20 protein-coding genes are annotated in these 19,783 nt (G+C 46.6%); 18 read left to right on the top strand and 2 right to left on the bottom strand.

Annotated features, from left to right (window positions below; translation table 11 throughout):
• Positions 1 to 33: 33 nt before the first annotated feature.
• The 5 genes from ispG to der all read left to right on the top strand — a co-directional run bounded on the left by ispG (position 34) and on the right by der (position 5,963).
• Positions 34 to 1,149: a flavodoxin-dependent (E)-4-hydroxy-3-methylbut-2-enyl-diphosphate synthase gene (ispG, locus tag A28LD_RS08715; RefSeq protein WP_007420712.1), complete on the top strand. Its 1,116-nt coding sequence runs from the start codon at positions 34 to 36 to the stop codon at positions 1,147 to 1,149.
• 137 nt (positions 1,150 to 1,286) lie between these two features.
• Positions 1,287 to 2,564 (top strand): histidine--tRNA ligase, encoded by a 1,278-nt coding sequence (gene hisS, locus A28LD_RS08710; RefSeq protein ID WP_007420711.1) that lies wholly within the window; start codon positions 1,287 to 1,289, stop codon positions 2,562 to 2,564.
• Positions 2,565 to 2,576: 12 nt separating this feature from the next.
• A complete protein-coding gene (locus A28LD_RS08705) occupies positions 2,577 to 3,197 on the top strand; it encodes a YfgM family protein (protein ID WP_007420710.1) in 621 nt (206 codons plus the stop codon).
• Positions 3,194 to 4,381 carry an outer membrane protein assembly factor BamB gene (bamB, locus tag A28LD_RS08700; protein ID WP_007420709.1) on the top strand — a complete coding sequence of 396 codons (1,188 nt, stop codon included), beginning with the start codon at positions 3,194 to 3,196 and terminating at the stop codon, positions 4,379 to 4,381. The genes A28LD_RS08705 and bamB overlap by 4 nt, the downstream gene beginning before the upstream one ends.
• Positions 4,382 to 4,511: 130 nt before the next feature.
• On the top strand, positions 4,512 to 5,963 hold the full coding sequence (der, locus tag A28LD_RS08695; RefSeq protein WP_007420708.1) for a ribosome biogenesis GTPase Der: 1,452 nt from the start codon (positions 4,512 to 4,514) through the stop codon (positions 5,961 to 5,963).
• Between the two features lie 81 nt (positions 5,964 to 6,044).
• Here the strand turns inward: der and hslO are convergent, their stop codons facing one another.
• Positions 6,045 to 6,914, bottom strand: coding sequence for an Hsp33 family molecular chaperone HslO (gene hslO / locus A28LD_RS08690; RefSeq protein ID WP_007420707.1), 870 nt, complete (start codon positions 6,912 to 6,914; stop codon positions 6,045 to 6,047).
• A 20-nt stretch (positions 6,915 to 6,934) separates the two neighbouring features.
• Positions 6,935 to 7,321, bottom strand: coding sequence for a ribosome-associated heat shock protein Hsp15 (gene hslR, locus A28LD_RS08685; protein WP_007420706.1), 387 nt, complete (start codon positions 7,319 to 7,321; stop codon positions 6,935 to 6,937).
• A 157-nt stretch (positions 7,322 to 7,478) separates the two neighbouring features.
• Between hslR and gspC the strand changes: the two genes are divergently transcribed.
• From gspC to A28LD_RS08620, 13 genes are all read left to right on the top strand, one after another.
• Positions 7,479 to 8,345, top strand: coding sequence for a type II secretion system protein GspC (gspC, locus tag A28LD_RS08680; RefSeq protein ID WP_007420705.1), 867 nt, complete (start codon positions 7,479 to 7,481; stop codon positions 8,343 to 8,345).
• A 10-nt stretch (positions 8,346 to 8,355) separates the two neighbouring features.
• Positions 8,356 to 10,446, top strand: a complete 2,091-nt coding sequence (gene gspD / locus A28LD_RS08675; RefSeq protein ID WP_007420704.1) for a type II secretion system secretin GspD — start codon at positions 8,356 to 8,358, stop codon at positions 10,444 to 10,446.
• Positions 10,443 to 12,023, top strand: a complete 1,581-nt coding sequence (gene gspE / locus A28LD_RS08670) for a type II secretion system ATPase GspE (RefSeq protein ID WP_007420703.1) — start codon at positions 10,443 to 10,445, stop codon at positions 12,021 to 12,023. Before gspD ends, gspE begins: the two co-directional genes overlap by 4 nt.
• A gap of 3 nt (positions 12,024 to 12,026) precedes the next feature.
• Positions 12,027 to 13,247 carry a type II secretion system inner membrane protein GspF gene (gene gspF, locus A28LD_RS08665; protein ID WP_007420702.1) on the top strand — a complete coding sequence of 407 codons (1,221 nt, stop codon included), beginning with the start codon at positions 12,027 to 12,029 and terminating at the stop codon, positions 13,245 to 13,247.
• A gap of 2 nt (positions 13,248 to 13,249) precedes the next feature.
• Positions 13,250 to 13,687 (top strand): type II secretion system major pseudopilin GspG, encoded by a 438-nt coding sequence (gene gspG / locus A28LD_RS08660; protein ID WP_007420701.1) that lies wholly within the window; start codon positions 13,250 to 13,252, stop codon positions 13,685 to 13,687.
• An 8-nt stretch (positions 13,688 to 13,695) separates the two neighbouring features.
• Positions 13,696 to 14,253, top strand: a complete 558-nt coding sequence (locus A28LD_RS08655) for a type II secretion system protein (RefSeq protein ID WP_007420700.1) — start codon at positions 13,696 to 13,698, stop codon at positions 14,251 to 14,253.
• On the top strand, positions 14,247 to 14,621 hold the full coding sequence (gspI, locus tag A28LD_RS08650; protein ID WP_007420699.1) for a type II secretion system minor pseudopilin GspI: 375 nt from the start codon (positions 14,247 to 14,249) through the stop codon (positions 14,619 to 14,621). The genes A28LD_RS08655 and gspI overlap by 7 nt, the downstream gene beginning before the upstream one ends.
• Positions 14,621 to 15,235: a type II secretion system minor pseudopilin GspJ gene (gspJ, locus tag A28LD_RS08645; protein ID WP_007420698.1), complete on the top strand. Its 615-nt coding sequence runs from the start codon at positions 14,621 to 14,623 to the stop codon at positions 15,233 to 15,235. The genes gspI and gspJ overlap by 1 nt, the downstream gene beginning before the upstream one ends.
• Positions 15,232 to 16,236, top strand: coding sequence for a type II secretion system minor pseudopilin GspK (gene gspK, locus A28LD_RS08640; RefSeq protein WP_007420697.1), 1,005 nt, complete (start codon positions 15,232 to 15,234; stop codon positions 16,234 to 16,236). The genes gspJ and gspK overlap by 4 nt, the downstream gene beginning before the upstream one ends.
• Positions 16,229 to 17,431 carry a type II secretion system protein GspL gene (gene gspL / locus A28LD_RS08635; RefSeq protein ID WP_007420696.1) on the top strand — a complete coding sequence of 401 codons (1,203 nt, stop codon included), beginning with the start codon at positions 16,229 to 16,231 and terminating at the stop codon, positions 17,429 to 17,431. Before gspK ends, gspL begins: the two co-directional genes overlap by 8 nt.
• A complete protein-coding gene (gspM, locus tag A28LD_RS08630) occupies positions 17,428 to 17,988 on the top strand; it encodes a type II secretion system protein GspM (protein WP_007420695.1) in 561 nt (186 codons plus the stop codon). Before gspL ends, gspM begins: the two co-directional genes overlap by 4 nt.
• A gap of 75 nt (positions 17,989 to 18,063) precedes the next feature.
• Positions 18,064 to 18,810, top strand: coding sequence for a type II secretion system protein N (locus A28LD_RS08625; protein ID WP_007420694.1), 747 nt, complete (start codon positions 18,064 to 18,066; stop codon positions 18,808 to 18,810).
• 34 nt (positions 18,811 to 18,844) lie between these two features.
• On the top strand, positions 18,845 to 19,714 hold the full coding sequence (locus A28LD_RS08620) for a mechanosensitive ion channel domain-containing protein (protein WP_007420693.1): 870 nt from the start codon (positions 18,845 to 18,847) through the stop codon (positions 19,712 to 19,714).
• Positions 19,715 to 19,783: the final 69 nt, after the last annotated feature.

Below are 19,783 nucleotides of genomic sequence, written 5' to 3'. Positions count from 1 at the left end.
TATAACGATTTACAGCAAAGAGCAGTTCACACCATGATCCATCATTCTCCAATAACTCGCCGTAAGAGCCGCCGAATTTATGTAGGCGATGTGCCCATTGGTGATGGCGCGCCAATTGCCGTGCAATCAATGACGAACACACTTACCGATGATGTTGCTGCCACCGTGGCGCAGATTGAACGAATTGTTGCGGCGGGTGCTGATATCGTTCGAGTATCTGTGCCAACTATGGATGCAGCCGAGGCATTTAAAAAAATTCGCGAGCAAGTAACTACTCCGCTCGTAGCTGATATTCATTTTGATTACCGCATAGCGCTCAAGGTTGCCGAATATGGTGTTGATTGCCTGCGAATTAATCCAGGCAACATTGGCCATGAAGATCGTATTCGTGCGGTAGTAGATGCAGCCAAAGATAAAAACATTCCCATTCGTATTGGCGTAAATGCCGGTTCGTTAGAAAAAGATATCCAAGAAAAATATGGCGAGCCCACGGGTGCTGCATTAGTAGAATCGGCTATGCGCCATGTGGATATTCTCGATCGCTTCGATTTTCAGAATTTTAAAGTGAGTGTGAAAGCTTCCGATGTATTCCTAGCGGTTGATGCCTATCGGCTGTTGGCGAAACAAATTGAGCAACCATTGCACCTTGGCATTACCGAGGCGGGTGGCATGCGCGCTGGCGCGGTGAAATCTGCAATCGGTTTAGGTATGCTTTTGAACGAAGGCATTGGCGATACCATTCGGGTTTCGTTAGCGGCCGACCCGGTTGAGGAAATTAAAGTAGGCTTCGATATCTTGAAATCGCTGCGTATTCGTAGCCGTGGTATTAATTTTATTGCCTGCCCCAGCTGTTCCCGGCAAGAATTCGATGTTATCTCCACAGTGAACGCTCTTGAGCAACGCTTAGAAGATATCACTACTGCGCTCGATGTATCGATTATAGGGTGTGTGGTGAATGGCCCAGGCGAAGCCCTAGTGGCGCAAATTGGTCTGGCCGGTGCTAAGAATAAGAGCGGTTTTTACATGGATGGGCAGCGGCAAAAGTTGCGTATCGATAACCATTCCATTGTTGACGATTTAGAAGCGCAGATTCGTGATTATGTGGCGCGGAAAGAAAAAGAAGAGCCAATCAAGGTTACCAATATTTGATTCATTAGGTGATTATTAAGGCTTAGCGCGAGTATTCTTTCGCCCAGCTTTTTAAACACGTATAATAAACATATTATTTTGCAGAAAGTGGCGGGTGTCATTGGCAACCGCCTTTTTAATATAGGAAAACAGCAACTGTGGCAAAGCAGATTCAAGCCATTCGCGGAATGAATGATATTCTTCCGGAGCAGAGTGGGCGCTGGCAACAGCTGGAGCAGGTGATTCGTTCATTGCTCGCTGGTTACGGCTACAGCGAAATTCGGATGCCGATTGTAGAACAAACCGATTTGTTCAAGCGCTCGATAGGTGAAGTAACCGATATTGTTGAAAAAGAAATGTACACCTTCGATGATCGCAATGGCGATAGCCTTACTTTGCGGCCTGAAGGCACAGCAAGCTGCGTGCGTGCGGGCAATGAACATGGTTTGCTGTATAACCAAACTCGCCGTCTTTGGTATATGGGCCCGATGTTTCGGCATGAGCGTCCGCAGAAAGGCCGTTACCGCCAGTTTCATCAAGTAGGTGTTGAAGTATTTGGGCTAGATGGCCCCGATATCGACGCGGAATTAATTTTGATGACAGCTCGGCTGTGGAAGCAGCTTGGTATCGAACAGCACCTGCAACTTGAGCTTAATTCGCTAGCCTCAAATCAAGCGCGTGCAAATTACCGTGATGCACTTACTGCTTATTTGCGTGAACATAGCGCAGTGCTTGATGAAGATAGCATTCGCCGGTTGGAATCGAATCCATTGCGTGTACTCGATTCGAAGAATCCAGCTATGGCAGAAATGTTGGCTGCTGCGCCAAAATTAAGCGAATACTGGGATGAAGAATCAAAAGCCCATTTCGAAGGGTTATGTGCTCGGCTCGATGCCGCTGGTGTAGCCTACGTTCACAATGAGCGGTTAGTGCGCGGCCTAGATTATTACAATCGCACTGTGTTTGAATGGGTAACCGATAGTTTAGGCGCGCAAGGCACAGTTTGTGCTGGTGGCCGCTACGATGGTTTAGTTGAACAGCTTGGTGGTAAAGCAACGCCTGCAGTAGGCTTTGCTATGGGCTTAGAACGTTTGGTGCTAATGCTTGAGCAGGTGGAAAGCTTCACTATTCCGCGTGAGGTTGATGTATATCTTGCCGCAGTTGGCGATGATGCGGAACTTCCTGCCATGGCGCTTGCCGAACAAATTCGTGATGCTCTGCCGGGGCTGCGTATTATGATGCATTGCGGTGGCGGTAAATTTGCAAAACAATTAAAACGCGCCGATCAAAGCGGTGCCGAAATTGCGTTGATTTTAGGGGCTGATGAGGTTGCTGAACAACGTGTTACGTTAAAATACTTGCGGCATGATAAGCCACAAGAAACATTAGCCTTTGCTGAACTTGTCCAGGTACTAGATACCTTGGTAGTAGAATAAGAGGAAAAATCAGTGGAAAACGAAGATCAACAAGTTGAACAGATAAAAGCCTTCATAAAAGAATACGGCCCATGGGTTGTGGCAGGTTTAGTGATTGGCCTAGGCTCATTATTTGGTTGGCGCTACTACCAAGATAATCAGTTGGCTGCGGCGCAAGAACGCACTGATAGCTACCAAGCCATGATGGATTCCTTACAGTTTGCTGAAGGTGCAGAAGCCATTGCGCAATCGGAATCAGTAGCAGCGCAACTTGCCGGCTCTGAGCAAGGAGCTTTAGCGTTTATGCAATTAGCCCAAGTGGCGATTAACAACGGTGATTTAGACGGTGCCAAGGGTTTCCTTAATAATGCATTAGGATCAACTAAAGTAACTGAGCTGCAAGCACTGATTAACGTTCGCTTAGCTCGAATTGCGATGTCGGCAAACGATTTCACCGCAGCTGAAAGCCATTTAAATGCAGTAACTAGCTCAGCGTTTGAAGGTTTAGTGAGCGAATTGCGTGGTGATTTACAATTTGCGCAAGGTAATTTTTCAGCGGCGCGTAATGCTTATGAAATTGCCGCCACGAATCAAGGTGAAAGTGCATCACCCTATCTGCAAATGAAAATTGATAATTTGGCGGGTCAAGAATGATGGTATTCAAACGTTGGATAGGTGCATTCGCGGCGGTAGCATTTTTGGCAGCGTGTTCATCTACCGAAGGCCCTAGCTATGCTGAACTCACAAACATAGCGCCAGAAGTAAGCGCTTCAATAGTTTGGGAAACCAAAGTGGGTAGCGGCACTGAAGGGCATTATTCGCGGTTGCGCCCAGCAATTCAAGACGACGTAATTTATGCGGCTGACCGCCACGGGCTGGTTGTGGCAATTAATGCTGCAAATGGCAACCGTGTTTGGACACAGCGTTTAGGTGGCCGAACTGGCATTATGAACCGCTGGTTCCGCGGAGAAAGTGCGCGTATTAGCGGCATTACGGCTGCGGGTTCGATGTTATTTATCGGATCAGAAAACGGCAAAGTGATTGCGTTGAACGCTGATGATGGTGAAGTAATTTGGGAACAAACGGTACCTGGTGAAGTTTTAGCTGCGCCAACCGTAGGTGAAGGCCGAGTTGTATCGCATTTGGGCAGCGGTTACGTTGTATCACTGGCAGCACGCACCGGCGAGCACCAATGGACCCACGAAGAGGAAGTATCGTTATTATCACTTCGGGGCACCTCGCAACCGGCGATTAGTAGTGGCGGTGTGATTTTTGGTACGGCTACTGGTAAAGCGGTGGTTTTGCTGAGTGAAACTGGGCAAATTGCATGGGAAGAGCGGCTAGCAACTCCTTCAGGCTCAACCGAATTAGAGCGTTTAGTAGATATTGATGGCGCCCCGCTAGTATTGGGTGGCACGTTCTACATGAGTGCATTTAATGGTGAGTTGGTTGGCCTTGATTTGCGTTCGGGTGAGGCTGTTTGGAAGCAAAACCATGGCGCATGGCGCGCTCCAGTGCAAGCCGGAAACCGTATTGCTTTGGTAAACCAAGATAGCCATATGCTGAGCATTGATCGCAATAACGGCATTGAATTGTGGCGTAATACAGATTTATTTAACCGAAGCTTAACTGAGCCTGCCGTGCTCAGTTCTTACCTGATTTCAGGTGATAGGTTTGGTTATTTGCATTGGTTTAATCGCACTAATGGCCGCTTAGTTGGGCGCTTAGAGTTAGATGAAGATGTTGCGATTCAAGGTGCAGTGCAAGTAGCGGGCGATAACCTTATTGTGCAAGATGCCCGTGGTAAAATTTACGCAATTAGCCAACAAGCTCGTTAATTAGGTGCCCGTAAGCTCTAGCCGCCCAGGGTGGCGTGAGCTTCGAGTAAATATTCAACAGCAGTTGCCGATGAACGCCTGAGGTGCTTTTTCGCCCTCAGGCGTATTTTAGTTTAATGAGGACACATAAATGTTACCAGTGGTTGCATTAGTTGGACGCCCGAATGTGGGCAAATCAACATTATTTAACCGGCTTACACAAAGCCGAGATGCACTGGTTGCAGATTTTCCAGGCTTAACCCGCGATCGTCAGTATGGCCAAGGCCATTATGAAGAATATAAGTTCGTTGTGGTGGATACCGGTGGTATTCATGGCAAGGAAGAAGGGCTCGATTTAATGATGGCTCGGCAATCGCTGCAAGCGGTAGATGAAGCAGATGTAGTTTTATTTTTAGTGGATGCTCGCGATGGTATTACTGCTGCAGATGAATTCATTGCTGATTATTTACGTAAGCAAAATAAGAAAATTCATTTAGTAGTAAACAAAGTTGATGGTATTGATGGTAATGCCGCCTCTGCTGATTTTTTCAGTTTAGGTTTAGGCGAGATTTGGCAGATCGCCGCTGCTCACGGCCGGGGTGTTACTCAGCTATTGCAAGCTACGTTAGATCCGCTCGCTAATGAATTTCCGGATATGCTGGCCAACGAAGAACAAACAGAAGCCACAGAACTTACCGAGGCCGATGCTGAAGCTGAAATTGCAAGATTGCAGGCGCAGCCTATTAAGTTAGCCATTATTGGCCGGCCAAATGTTGGTAAATCAACACTTACCAACCGAATTTTAGGTGAGGAACGTGTGGTGGTATTCGATATGCCAGGCACCACCCGAGATAGCGTTTATATCCCTATGGAACGCGAAGGCCGAGAGTATGTGTTAATCGATACGGCAGGTGTTCGGCGCCGCGGCCGCATTGATATGGCGATTGAAAAATACTCAGTGGTAAAAACTCTGCAGGCGATTGAAAGTGCGAACGTAGTTATTCTTGTTATCGATGCGCGTGAAACCATTAGTGACCAAGATTTGAATCTGCTGGGCTTTGTATTGAATGCTGGCCGCTCGGTTGTAATCGCGGTGAATAAGTGGGATGGCCTTGATAACGATGCACGGGAATGGATAAAAACCGAGCTAGATCGGCGCTTGGGTTTTGTTGATTTTGCCCGCTTACATTTTATTTCGGCATTGCATGGTACCAACGTGGGCCATTTGTTTGAATCGGTGCAAGAAGCTTATGCCAGTGCAACACAGCGTGTAAGTACGGCCCAGTTAACGCGCATTATGGAATCGGCTCAGGATGAGCATCAGCCGCCATTAGTGCGCGGGCGCCGGGTGAAACTTAAGTTTGCTCACGCGGGTGGTTATAACCCGCCATTGATAGTTGTGCATGGTAATCAGGTTACCGATTTACCTAATAGTTATAAGCGTTATTTAATTAATTATTTCCGCCGTTCTCTGAAGCTAATGGGCACCCCAATTAAAGTAGAGTTCAGGGAAGGTAAAAACCCATTTGCGGGTAAAAAGAATAATCTCACCTTATCGCAACAGCGTAAACGCAAACGGATGATGCGGTTTGTGAAGAAATAAGCATAAAAAATGCAATAAAAAAGGCGTTGCTTCGATAGCAGCGCCTTTTTTTATTGCTCGAACTGTTATTCAGAACAAGGGCTATTGCGTTTGTTCTGGGGCCGTGTGAGCGTTAAGAGCATCAATATCGAAGCGGGTATATACGTAATCGGTAAGGCAGTAATCGCAACTCAGCCGCAATTCGCCATCTTCTTCGAGTATCTTGTGCAACTCTTCAGCCGCCACATGACGAAGCGCATCTGCGGTATGTTCGCGTGAACATCCACAGAAAAATCTAACCGCTTCTTCAGGGTAAAGCTCAATAGTTTCTTCGTGGTATAAGCGATGTAACACTTCTTCTGTTGACAATGAGTAGAGCTCATCTGCAGTTATAGTGGCTGCAAGTGCAGTTACGTGCTCAAAACTTGATTCAGTATTGTTACCCGCGGGCAATACTTGCAAAAATAGCCCCGCAGCTTGTTCATTTTCAACATCAGCAAACAACCAAACTTTAGTAGGCAGTTGTTCTGATTGTAAAAAATAGCTCTCAATCGCGCCGGATAAGGAATCGCTTTCTATAGCAACTAAGCCTTGGTATTTTTCGCCATTCTCGGGTGTAAGGGTAATCACTAAAAATGCGCCTTCGCCCACCAGATCGCGGAAGAGCTCAGATTCAGGTTCGCGAGTTAAACGCGCAACGCCTCGCAATGCTTGGCCGTGGCTTCCGTTAACTGTGGCGTAATTAAGTGGGCCGTTACCTTGAATTTGTACGTTAATGTGCCCCTCAAATTTTAGCGTAGCGGTAAGTAAGCTAGTAACCGCCATGAGTTCGCCAAGAAGCTGCTGCACAACTTTAGGGTAGCTGTGGCCGGCAAGTAAACTTTTATAGCTTGCCTGCAAGCGCACTATTTCGCCTCTCACATCATGGTTAGTGAAGGAAAAACGAGCAATGGAATCAGTGATTAGGCTCATGCGAGCTCCTATAAAGTGGTCTATTGATTTTTGAACTTAATGAGTTCGCGCCGTTCTTTTTTATCGGGGCGGTGATCTGGGTGCGGATTATATAATTGATTCAATTTTCGCGCTTCGGCAAGTGTTGCTCTCTTTTCAACACTTTCCGCAGTTTCCTCGTAGAGTTTTTGTGCCTCAGTTGCGTTGCTCCGGTGTTCACTAATCCCACGCACAATAACCTCCATGCGTTCATTGCCACGTGGAATAACGAGCTGGGCGTTGAGTTCTACCGGCTTTGCTGGCTTGCTGCGTTGGCCGTTGTAACTTACTTTGCCAGCTTGCACGGCTGCTCGTGCTAAGCCTCGCGTTTTAAAAAAGCGGGCTGCCCAAAGCCATTTATCAAGGCGAACAGGTGTTGAATCAGACATTGCACAGCCTCACAAAAAAGAGTTTAAAAATAACATCTATATCGTAGCATTTTTCGAAACATTTTTTTACAGATACCGGCATTGTTGTTCGTGGCTTAGCAGGCTAGAATGCAATTTCTTATAACAAAAATTTAATAGCCGATTAGGCAGCGAAATAATGAGAAGCACTTTTCCTACAACGCTTTCTTTAAAAGTTAGCAATGGATTATTAACCAAATTGCTCACTGTGCTAGGTGTTTTGCTACTGCTCATTTCTGCGTGGTATGCCGCCGCTATCACATGGCGAGTTGTAACTCCGGCAAATACCGGCAGTGCGGTATTTACGCCGCAAGCAAATACCAACCAGCAAACCAGAAGCCGCATTCGGCCGGAGCAAATTAGCCAACTAAATCTATTTGGTGAACGGGGGGCCGTGCAGGCTAATGTACAAGCACGAGAAGATGTTCCGCAAACTACATTAAACATCCGTTTAGTGGGTGTAAGTGCGGCAACCGAGCCTTCACGCTCCGCAGCAATCATTGAGCAAGGTAGTAATCAAAATACCTACGTAATCGATGAAACGGTGGCGTCAAGCCGCGCAATTATCAAAGAGATTTATGCAGACCGAATTATACTCGAAAATAACGGCCGCTTAGAAACCTTGTTACTCGATGGCCGCGAAGGCTCTGATGGCGGTATATCGCTAGTAACTTCTGCGCCAACTCGGCCGGCAACAGAATCAGCACCAACTCGTTTAGATGAAGTAACCTATGCCAATATCGGCGAGCTGATTAATATCAGCCCAGCTCAACAAGATGGTGAATTAATTGGTTATCGCTTAGCACCAAAAGGAAATCCTGCGCTTTTCAATGCTGCTGGTTTTCGAAGTGGTGATATTGCGGTGAGTTTGAATGGTTATGATTTAACCAATGCAGCAGAAGCAATGGTTATTATGAATGAAATACAAACGCTTACTAGTGCCACGGTAGTGGTTTTACGAGATGGAGATCTCGTTGAGCTAGAATTTAGCATTCCTAATCAATAGGTAATTTTACATGCGCATTTTATCTCGGTTTTTTGGATTAACGTTTGCGGCCAGTATCGCTTTGGTTCCGGCCAGTGCTATATCGCAAGAAGAGTACTCGGCAAGCTTTAAAAACACTGATATTAACGAATTTATTCAGGCGGTAAGCCGAAACCTAGAAGAAACCATTATTATCGACCCAGAAGTAAGGGGCCGAATTAATGTGCGTAGTTATTATTCAATGGATCGAGAGCAATATTACAGCTTCTTTTTAAATGTTTTAGAAGTTTACGGTTATGCAGTTGTGCGGATGGATAACAATGTTTTGAAAGTTATTCGCGACCGAGATGCAAAAACCGCGCCGGTTCCAATTGTTGATGATGATTCTTATGATGGCGATGAGTGGGTAATTCGCGTAATACCGCTACAAAATGTAACCGTACGTGACCTAGGGCCATTACTACGCCAGCTCAATGATGCAACCGGTGGTGGTGCTGTTCTTACTTACGACCCTTCCAACGTAGTAATGCTTTCGGGGCGTGCTTCTTTCTTGAACCGCTTGGCCGAAATTGTGCAACGAGTAGATCGGGCCGGCAACGCAGATGTTGAAGTAGTGCAACTAGAGCATGCTTCAGCTGCAGAAATGGTACGTATTGCCCAAAGTGTATTTCAACAACAAGGTTCTAGCGCACCAGAAATGCGAATTCCACGTTTATCCGCTGATGAACGTACAAACCGAGTATTAGTGAGTGGTCAGCCAGAAGCTCGGGAGCGAGTAATTCGGCTCATTCGCCAGCTCGATACTGAAATGCAAACCAGCGGTAATACTCGCGTATTCTATTTGAAGTATGCAAAAGCGGAAGAGATGGTTTCGTTATTACGCGGTATGACCGATACCATTATTGCCGAAGAGCGCGCCGCAGCAACGGGTGGTGCTAGTAGTGGTGGCGCCAGAACGCAAGGCCGAGCTGGGAATGTGAGCATTGAAGCGCATAACGCTACTAATGCTTTGGTGGTAACGGGTCAGCCAGATGTTATTCGTTCTATTGAAGGTGTGGTGAATCAGCTTGATATTCGCCGTGCGCAAGTACTCGTAGAAGCAATTATTGTGGAAGTATTTGAAGGTGATGGCACTAATTTCGGTATTCAATGGGCCAGTGAAGATATTGGCTTGATGCAGCATAGTAACGGCCAAATGGTTCCAATCGGGCAACTTGGTGTAGCGGTAGAAGCAGCGCGTACCCAACGAGGCTCAGAAACAACGCGGGTTGATAACGCGGGTAATGAATTTACTACGCGTGAACCTGATCGCCGAGGCGATTTCTCATTGTTAGCGAACTTGCTTGGTAATGCTAATGGTTTGTTGTTTGGTACGGTGCAAGATGGTTGGGCCGCCGTAATTCAAGCGGTAGCAACAACTACGAACTCGAACATTCTCTCAGCACCAAGTATTACTACGTTAGATAACCAAGAGGCAAATATCTTGGTGGGTCAAGAGGTACCAACGCTTACTGGCGCAACTGCGGGTGCTAATAACGATAACCCCTTCCAAACCATTGATCGCCGTGAAGTAGGTGTGCGTTTGCGAGTAACGCCGCAAATTAACGAAGGTGATGCGGTACAACTGATTATCGAGCAAGAAGTTTCTAGTATTGCCGGCTCTACCGCAGTAGATGTTACTTTTAATAAACGCGAGTTAAGCACAACAGTTCTTGCGCGTGATGGTGAAACCATCGTTTTAGGTGGTTTGATTGATGAAGATGTGCAGGAAAGTTTATCTAAGGTTCCCCTGCTTGGTGACATTCCGTTATTAGGCCATTTGTTTAAATCAACGAGTGTTACTACTCGTAAACGAAACTTAATGATTTTTATTCGGCCTACTATTATTCGCGACGACAGCACTATGGGGCAGTTGAGCCAACGCAAATATAGCTACATGCGTGCACAACAAATTGAGCAGCGTGAACGTGGTATTTCTCTGCGCAGTAACGATACCGTTCCAGTATTGCCAGAGTGGGATGACGATGCAGATTTACCACCGGAATATCAACGCTTCTTAGATGAATGGCGCCGTGAGATTGAGGATATGCGCCGTGAAGCGGAGGCTGGAGGCCAGCGATGAGCGAACAGCGAGCAACAATGGTAGCTGGAGTTTCAAAAGCAACTAGCGATGCTATTCAACAGTTGCCTGATGAGCAGCTTGTGCAAGAAGCGGCTGCTGAGGCTTTAGATGGGCACAAACGTGTGCCTTATGCCTTTGCGAAACGCTACGGGGTGGTGCTCACCTATCAGAATGAGCAACCCGTTTTAAATAGCCGCAGCCAGCCAAGTCCGCAAACGTTACATGAAGTTCGGCGTTTGTTAGGCAAGCCGTTTAAAGTTCAAGCGCATACAAATCATGATTTTGAGGTATTGTTAAGCCAGGCGTATCAACGTGATTCGTCTGAAGCGAAACAGCTGATGGAAGATATCGGTAATGAAGTGAACCTATTTTCGTTAGCGGAAGAATTGCCACAAACCGAAGATTTGCTCGATAGTGAAGATGATGCGCCTATTATCAAATTGATAAACGCGATGTTGAGCGAAGCAATCAAAGAAGGTGCTTCCGATATACATATCGAAACCTTCGAAAAAGATTTGGTTATTCGCTTTCGAATCGATGGTGTTCTGCGGGAAATACTGCGGCCACATCGCAAGCTCGCCAGCTTGTTAGTGTCACGTATTAAAGTAATGGCGCAGTTAGATATCGCCGAGAAACGTTTGCCACAAGATGGCCGTATCTCGTTGTTAATTGCGGGTAGAGCGGTAGATGTGCGTGTGTCTACTATGCCATCAAGCCATGGCGAACGAGCGGTTTTGCGCTTATTAGATAAGAATAACGCGCAACTTGATTTAACCGAGCTCGGCATGACCGATGCAAACCGCACTATTTTCTCGAGTTTAATCAACAAGCCGCACGGCATTATTTTGGTTACGGGGCCAACCGGTTCGGGTAAAAGTACCACGCTCTATGCCGGGCTTTCCGAAATTAACACCAAAGATCGAAACATCCTTACTGTTGAAGATCCAATTGAATACTCCCTTGAAGGCGTAGGCCAAACGCAAGTGAACCCGCGGGTTGATATGACTTTTGCGCGGGGGTTACGGGCGATTTTGCGGCAAGATCCCGATGTGGTGATGGTAGGTGAGATTCGTGATGGTGAAACCGCCCAAATAGCCGTACAAGCATCGTTAACCGGGCACTTGGTGTTATCTACCTTGCACACAAATACGGCAGCTGGCGCCATTACCCGTTTGGAAGATATGGGCATTGAACCCTTCCTGCTCTCGTCTAGTTTATTGGCGGTGTTGTCGCAACGTTTAGTGCGTACTTTGTGCAAAGATTGCCGGCAGTTACACGTGGCTAGCGCTGAAGAGTGTGGCTTACTCGGGATAAGTGCGGAAAACCCACCAGAAATCTATAGCCCCCGTGGCTGTGAAAAATGTAACCAAACCGGCTATCGTGGCCGCACCGGTATTCATGAAATGCTTGTGGTTGATGATAAAGTTCGCGAGCTGGTACATAACGGTAAGGGCGAACAAGCTATTGAACGATATATTCGTACTAGTACCCCCGGAATTCGCCAAGATGGCCGCGATAAAATTATTGCCGGCAAAACCACGCTTGAGGAAGTCCTCCGCGTTACGCGCGAGGAATAACCCATGCCAGCTTTTTCCTACGAAGCACTCGATAAGCTAGGTGCAAAAAAAACGGGTGTATTAGAAGCGGATACCGAGCGGCAAATTCGAGCTCAGTTACGTGAACAAGGCTTATTTCCGCTAAGCGTTGAGGCCGCAAGTGCAGAAGAGAAAGGCACTTCGCGTAAGCGTTCAATTTTCCAGCGGAAAATAAAAACGCACGATTTAGCGCTGATTACACGCCAGCTAGCTACGTTAGTTGAAGCGGCTCTGCCTATTGAACAGGCGTTATTAGCAGTTGCTGAACAAACCGATAAACCGCGCTTACAAAAAATGTTGATGTCGGTGCGCAGCCGTGTGGTGGAAGGGTATAGCCTTGCCGATGGTATGCGTGATTTCCCCGGTGTTTTCGATGATTTGTTTTGTGCCATGGTGGGTGCAGGTGAAAAATCGGGCCACTTAGATGAAGTGTTAAATCGCCTTGCTGATTACACCGAACAACGGCAAGCGATGAATAGCCAAATTACGCAAGCTGCGGTATATCCGATTGTGCTTTCTATTGTGGCTTTTGGCGTAGTGGCGTTCTTGTTGGCGGTAGTAGTGCCACAAATTGTGGAGCAATTCGACGACCTCGGGCAAGAATTACCCATGGTTACGCAGATTCTTATTATAATTAGCGATGCCTTAAGGGATTATGGTGTTTACTTGTTACTTGCAATCATAATTGCAGTTATTGCAGTGAAGCGTTTGCTAAAGGTAGAAAAGTACCGCTATATGTTACATAAGCGCCTATTGTTTTTGCCGTTTGTGGGCAACTTGGTGCGCACGATAAATACATCGCGATTTGCTCGTACGTTAAGCATTCTCTCTGCTTCCGCAGTTCCATTGCTAGAAGGTTTGCGAATTTCGGGCTCGGTACTGGGTAATTTACGTATGCGCGAAGTAGTTGAAATTGCAGCGGATCGGGTACGAGAAGGCACTAGCTTACGAGCGGCTCTAGCTGATAGTAAGCTGTTTCCACCGATGATGCTGCATATGATTGCATCGGGTGAAAAAAGCGGTGAGCTTGAACAAATGTTGCGCCGCTGTGCAGATAACCAAGATAACGAATTTTCGGCAGTGGTAAATATCTCTCTGAAAGTGTTTGAGCCATTGCTCATTGTAACAATGGCGTTTGTGGTTCTATTTATCGTGTTGGCGGTTATGCTGCCAATTCTTGCTCTCAATACAATAGCAGGTGGTTAGTGATGAAAATTAAACAACAAAGCGGTTTCACCATGCTGGAAATGATGGTGGTAATTGTAATTCTAGGCATTATGGCAACGCTAGTTGTGCCGCAGATATTCGGTCAGCGTGAGCAAGCCGATATGCAAAAAGCGATTTCGGATATCACAGCATTAGAAAATGCGATGGAAATGTATCGCGTTCAAAATGGGATATATCCAACCACAGAACAAGGTTTGGAAGCATTAGTTTCGGCGCCGCAAACTGATCCGCGTCCTCGGAATTACCAATCAGATGGTTATATTCGCCGCTTGCCAGCAGATCCATGGGGTAATGAGTATCGTTTGTTGAGCCCAGGCCAAAACGGCCGCTACGATATATTTAGTGTGGGGCCAGATGGCCAGCCCGGCACTGAAGACGATATCGGAAATTGGAACATGCATGATCGAGCAGAGAATTAATCGGCTGTATGGCTAAAACCCAGCGTGGCTTTACCTTAATTGAAGTATTGATGACCATTTTAATTATTGGTGTAGCCGCTATGGTGGTGGTGTTAAATCTACCGAGCCAGCGTTTTGGAGATAGCCCAGAAGATTCGGCACAACGTTTTTTGCAGCAAATGCACCATGCCCGCGAGCAGGCACTGTTGCGCAATTATGTGTTTGGCATTGAAGTATCTGAAAACAGTTACAAATTTTACCGCTGGCATGAGCAAGTGTGGCAACTGCAAACCGAACCGCCATTAGCGCCAGTTACGGTTCCTGAATTTGTATTGCTCGAGTTACAAATGGGGGATTTCCGTTTGTTAGATAATATGGAAGAGGGGCGCGATGCGGTATTTGGGCGCGATCGCCGCCGTGAGAATCCTGATGAGGAATTGCCGCGGCCAACCATATTAATCTTTGAAAGCACTGAATTTGTGCCATTTTCGCTTGAGTTTAGCGGTAGTGCGATAAACTCGGCCACTTACACAGTTGATGGCCGCAGTGGCATTCAACTAAAGCTTGAGGAAGGCGAAGCGTGGTAACAGCGAACCGAGGTTTTACATTAGTAGAAACGATGTTTGCGCTAGTTATTTTTTCGCTTGCAGCCCTTGCGGCGTTGAATGTAGCCACCGAACAATTGCGCAGCACGGGGATTTTAGAAACCCGCTATTTTGCCCAACAAGTTGCGAGTAACCGTTTAGCGCAATTACATGCAAATACCGACCAGGCTGATTGGCCACCAGCAAACGAGAAGAGCGGCAGTGCGCAAATGGCTGGCTCAGAGTGGTTTTGGGAACAGCGGGTATTAGAAACCGTAACTGATGATTTAATTGAAGTAACCGTAATGGTTCGTGAGCGTGAAAATGGCCCCGTTATCGTAGAGCTTAGCTCTTATATAGGGCGGCGTTAATGCAGAATCAGCGCGGGTTTACGTTAATCGAAGTGCTTGTAGCAATGTCTATTCTGGCCATTATCGGCTTGGTGAGCGCTATGGTGCTTACGCAAATGTTAGATTCTGAGGAAATGAGTAAAGAGCGCCACGAACAGTTGAGTGAATTACAATTTGCCATGGTTACCCTTGATCGTGATATTCGGCAAATGGTAGTGCGGCAAGTGCGATCGATACCCGAGGAGGCGCGGCGATATTATGTAACTAATGATGCCGCGTTGATTGATAGCGATAGCGGTGGCATAGCTTTCGTTCGTGCAGGTTGGAGTAACCCCGATATGATACTCCCGCGCAGTGAATTACAGCCGGTAGTTTACCGTGTGCGCGAGAATGTATTACAGCGTGTGTATCGGCCATTTGTTGATGATGTAAGTGGTGATGAGGGCGTGCAAGATCTGCTTAGCGGAGTAGAATCATTGGAAGTTACGTTTCAGCATGCTGGCGAAGATTACGAGCGCTGGGAAGTGCCGAACAGCTTTCCAGATCTCGTTATCATAAAATTAGAATTAGAGAATTTTGGTGTGATTGAACGCTGGTTGCTTACTTCAGGTGAAAAGCCGGTGGCGTTACCATGAGCTTGCGTGCATATAGGCGTTCGCGGGGCTTTGCAATTATTACAGTGTTGCTGGTAGTAGCATTGATTGCTGTGCTGGCAATGCAAATGAGTGGCCGCTTACGCATGCAGGTAGCCCGAATCGCCAGTAGTGATTATGCTGAGCAAGCTTATTGGCACTGGATGAGTGCGGAAGCTCTGGTGCGGCAGGTATTGTTAGTGGAGTTGGCGGAAGATGAAGGGCACACCAATTTATCGCAAAACTGGGCTATACAGCAGGGCCCTTTTCCTGTGCGTGGTGGTTTGATTGCAGGCAGAATTCGTGATTTACATAGTTGTTTCAATCTAAATAGCTTGTATACCGACGACCCAGCCAATGCGCAATTTTTGCTTGCAGAGGCACAGTATCGCGCTCTTCTATCAGCGCTTGAGGTTGATGAGTTTGCCGCCGAACGCTTAACGAGTACATTGATTGATTGGCTCGATAAAAATAGAGAGCTACATAGCACGCTAGGCGCTGAAGACCCAGATTATGAATCACTGCCACAGCCCTATCAAGCCGCTAATAATTTGCTTTCTCACGTTTCCGAATTGCGCCAAATTTTGGGGTATAACCGTGATGTTTATCAGTTATTAAAGCCCTATGTTTGCGTGATTCCAGGCGTAACCGAGTGGAAGTTAAACTTGAATACTGTGAGTGAAACACAGCCCGAAATCGTAATGGCGTTTTTTCGAGGGCAATTAGATATGAATGCTGCAGAAGGGCTAATAGCGAACCGGCCTGAAGAAGGTTATGTTGATGTTGATGCCATTCGCCAGCAAGGTGAAATTCAAAACTTAGTGAGTGGCGGCACAGCATTGAATGAATTAAATCAACTCACGGTAGCAAGTGAATATTTTGAATTGCAGGCTCAAGTGCAATATGGTGATCTTGAATATTATGGGTTCAGCCAATTGCGCATTATGAATGGTTCTGCCCACGTATTGCATCGGTCCCGTGGAGGATACGAACAAGATGAATGAACAATTAATTATACGCCTACCCGCTGGGCAAAAAGGCCCAGTGAGCTGGTTAATTTGGCACACTGATGAGGCGAGCGTGGTAGCGAGTGGTGAGCTAAATGATATTGCAGAGCTGAGTGAATTGAGCGATAAAGCTCAGAATCGTTCGCTGCGGGTTTATGCAAGTTCGGCGGCCATTGGTTTTCACCAAGTAGAGTTACCAGCGAAATCGCGGCGCCACCTTGAGCGTGTAATTCCATTCGCGTTAGAAGATGAAATTGCCGAAGATATCGAGCAATTGCATTTTTTCTGGCCAGAAACCTTACCGAAAGATAACGCGGTACCGGTTTTTGTGGTTCGCCGTGATCAAGTAGAGCTCTGGCTAAGCCAGCTTGCGGCTGCAGGTTTACATACTACTGCTATTTACCCCGATATATTCTTGTTGCCGCTAGAAAAAAATGTGTGGAGCATGGCCGCGTTTCCTGGCTCGTTCGGCAAAGAGTGGGTGATTCGGCAAGATGCTTGGCGCGGTATAGTACTTGAGCCTGAATTAGCATTTGGTATGCAACCCGAGGAAGGTGAAGTGCTCACTGAAATCTCTGCCTTCGGTGATATTGAATGGCCACAGCCACCGGCACCATTAGTGGCGAAGAATCCGTCGTTGCCTTTGCAACTAGGTGTAGCTCAAAAAGCAGTGGGTGTGAATATATTACAAGGCGATTATAAGTTGAGTTCGGGCAGCTCAGCCGATTATAGCCAGTGGAAATTCCCCGGTATTGCTGCGGCTATTTTCCTCGCCGTTCTATTTGTTAATCAGTGGATGGGTGTGGTTGAACTTGAACGTGAAGCTGCTCTGGTGCAAGTGCAATATGAGCGTTTGTATCAGCAAACCTTTCCAAGTGATACGCGAATTGTAGATATTCGTGCCCAGCTTGCACAACATTCTGAGGTTGCAGGTGCTGGTGATCCGGGGCAGGTGTTGCGCATTCTTGAACAGCTCCAGCCTGCGTTTAGTGGAGTGCCCATACAGCTAACTATGTTTCAGTATGATCACAGCCGAGGTGAGCTAAGAATGCAAGCGAATGGCGAAAACTTCCAATCGTTCGAGCGGTTCACGCAAATAGCTCGGGAACAAAATTTAGTAGTGGAGCAGGGCCAACTTACCAGCCGTGGTGGCCAAATTAACGGCACTATTATTGTCAGGATGGGTGTATGAGTAAGATTAATCGAATCCTTACGCCGCTAAGTCAGAGGCTTGGTCAAAAAATGGGTCCGCAGTACTCGAAAGTTAGAGCGCAAGCGCTCCAGCGTTGGCAGCGGTTACAACCCCGCGAACAAAAAATGTTGCGAGCAATGGCGGTAGTTATCGCGATAGCTATTCTCTGGTTCGGCATTTGGCAACCCTTGCAAGAGCGCGAAATGCGCGCGGAAGCGGCACTAGCAGGCCAATACAGCACGCAACGCTATGTAGAAACGCAAATATCACAAGTATTACAAGCTCGGGCCAATCGCCAACAAGGAACCGCCGCGGTTAACTCAGCCCAGTTGAACGGTTTATTGAGTACACTGAGCAATGAACTTGAACTTGAAGTAGCCCGTATGCAACCGCAGAACGAATCTTTGTTAGTGGTGTTTAATGAGGTTGATTTTAACCGTTTAATTCAGCTTCTTGTGCGTTTAACTGAGCGGCAAGTGGTAATTGAAGCAATTGATATTTCAGAAACTAATGAGCCGGGCGTAGTTCGTGTTAGGCGCCTGTTAATCCGAGCATAAACATTCTTTTAAAGAAAATTTTTTAGCTCAGATATCGAAACCGAGTTACGCATTCATTACCGTTGGAGTATCTCCATGATTAAAAATTGGCAGCTGATTAGCCTTGTTGTTGTTGTGTATTTGTTTGGGCTTATTGTGCTGTTTCCAGCGAAAGTAGCCGTAGCATTAGCACCCGTCCCTGAAAATGTCGAAATAGGGCGAGTGGATGGCAGTATTTGGAACGGCTCCATTGAGCGAGTGAATAGCCAAGGGCTTTCTTTTTATAATGTAAGCTGGCGTTTAAACCCTCTTGCGCTGCTGCGTTTGCGCGCACAGGCAGATATTACTATACCAAGCCATCCCAGCAATATAGTGCAAGGTGCGGCCCAAATTCAGGCAAGCTCCGATGCGCTTATCGTGAGCAATGCAAACTTTGCCGCAGATCTAGAAGATATGTTGGTGTTAAGCCCGGTTTCCTCACCCATTCCGCTACGGGGCGGGGTGAGTATGAATATTGCAAGTTTTGAGTTGGGTAGCCCGATATGCAATGCGCTTGTAGGGCAAATCTTTGCTATGCAGGTACAAGCTCGTTTTGGTGCTCAGTGGGAAAACTTGGGTGATTATGAAACAAATTTAGGCTGTAGCGAAGGCCGTATTTCTATTGAAATGCCAGACAATAATTTACTGGGCTTGAGCGTGAACGGAAATGTTGCACCTACAGGAATTGATTTACGCATTGGAATTGCACCAAAAGAGGGTGCTCCGCAAGGTATACGCGATTTAATGCAATGGTTAGGGCAGGCGGATAGCCAAGGTCGAAGATATTTTAATTTCCGGCTATAATGGGCCAAATTTTGTTAATCTTTAAGGATTTAGTATGAACGATGCAATGACTTGGTTCGCTGAAAACCAAGAAGCAATTTTGCTATTTGCGGGTAAATTCGTTGTTGCGCTGGCCATTGTTATCGGTGGTTTTGTGATATCACGCATACTTACCGGCGGTATGAAAAAGCGCTTACACAAAAGCAAAATTGATAATGCTGTAGTTTCTTTCATGGCCGGAATTATTCGAACCATCATTATTATTGCCTCTATTCTAATGGCTCTTTCTCATGTTGGTGTGCAAACCACTTCGTTCATTGCCATTTTGGGTGCTGCTGGTTTGGCCGTTGGTTTGGCGCTGCAAGGCTCGCTTTCAAACTTTGCTTCTGGGGTGATGATTATGATTTATCGCCCATTTAAATCAGGCGATTATGTGGATGCGGGTGGAATTGCTGGCACAGTTGAACGCATTGAACTGTTTATTACTATATTGAAAACGCCAGACAATAAAATTGTGATGGTGCCAAACTCCAAAATTACTAGTAGTGAGATCACTAACTTTTCACAAGAACCAATTCGCCGTGTTGATATGCTAATTGGGGTTTCTTACAACGCGGATTTAAAGAAAACGAAAGAAGTATTGATGGAAGTTATCAGTTCAGATGAACGCATGCTTACTGATCCAGCACCGCGCGTTTCGGTAACGGCACTCAACGATTCTTCCGTAGATTTCATTGTTCGCCCGTGGGTGAAAAGCGAAGATTACTGGCCAATGTACTGGGATAGCATGGAGCGCATTAAGAATGCTCTAGATGCCAACGGTATCGGTATTCCGTATCCACAAATGGATGTGCACTTGCATCATCCAGAAGGCGAAGTAAGCGAACTCCGCATCGCCAACCCTGAGAAACTCGAACAGAAATAGCTTGGAGTGGGCGGTTGCTGCGAGTGGCTTCTCCGGGGTGGGGGAGTGTATTCGCAGGGACGCCTAAAC

The organism is Idiomarina sp. A28L (genome assembly GCF_000218785.1).
GTDB lineage: Bacteria > Pseudomonadota > Gammaproteobacteria > Enterobacterales > Alteromonadaceae > Aliidiomarina.
This window is presented reverse-complemented; position numbering and strand designations above follow the sequence as displayed.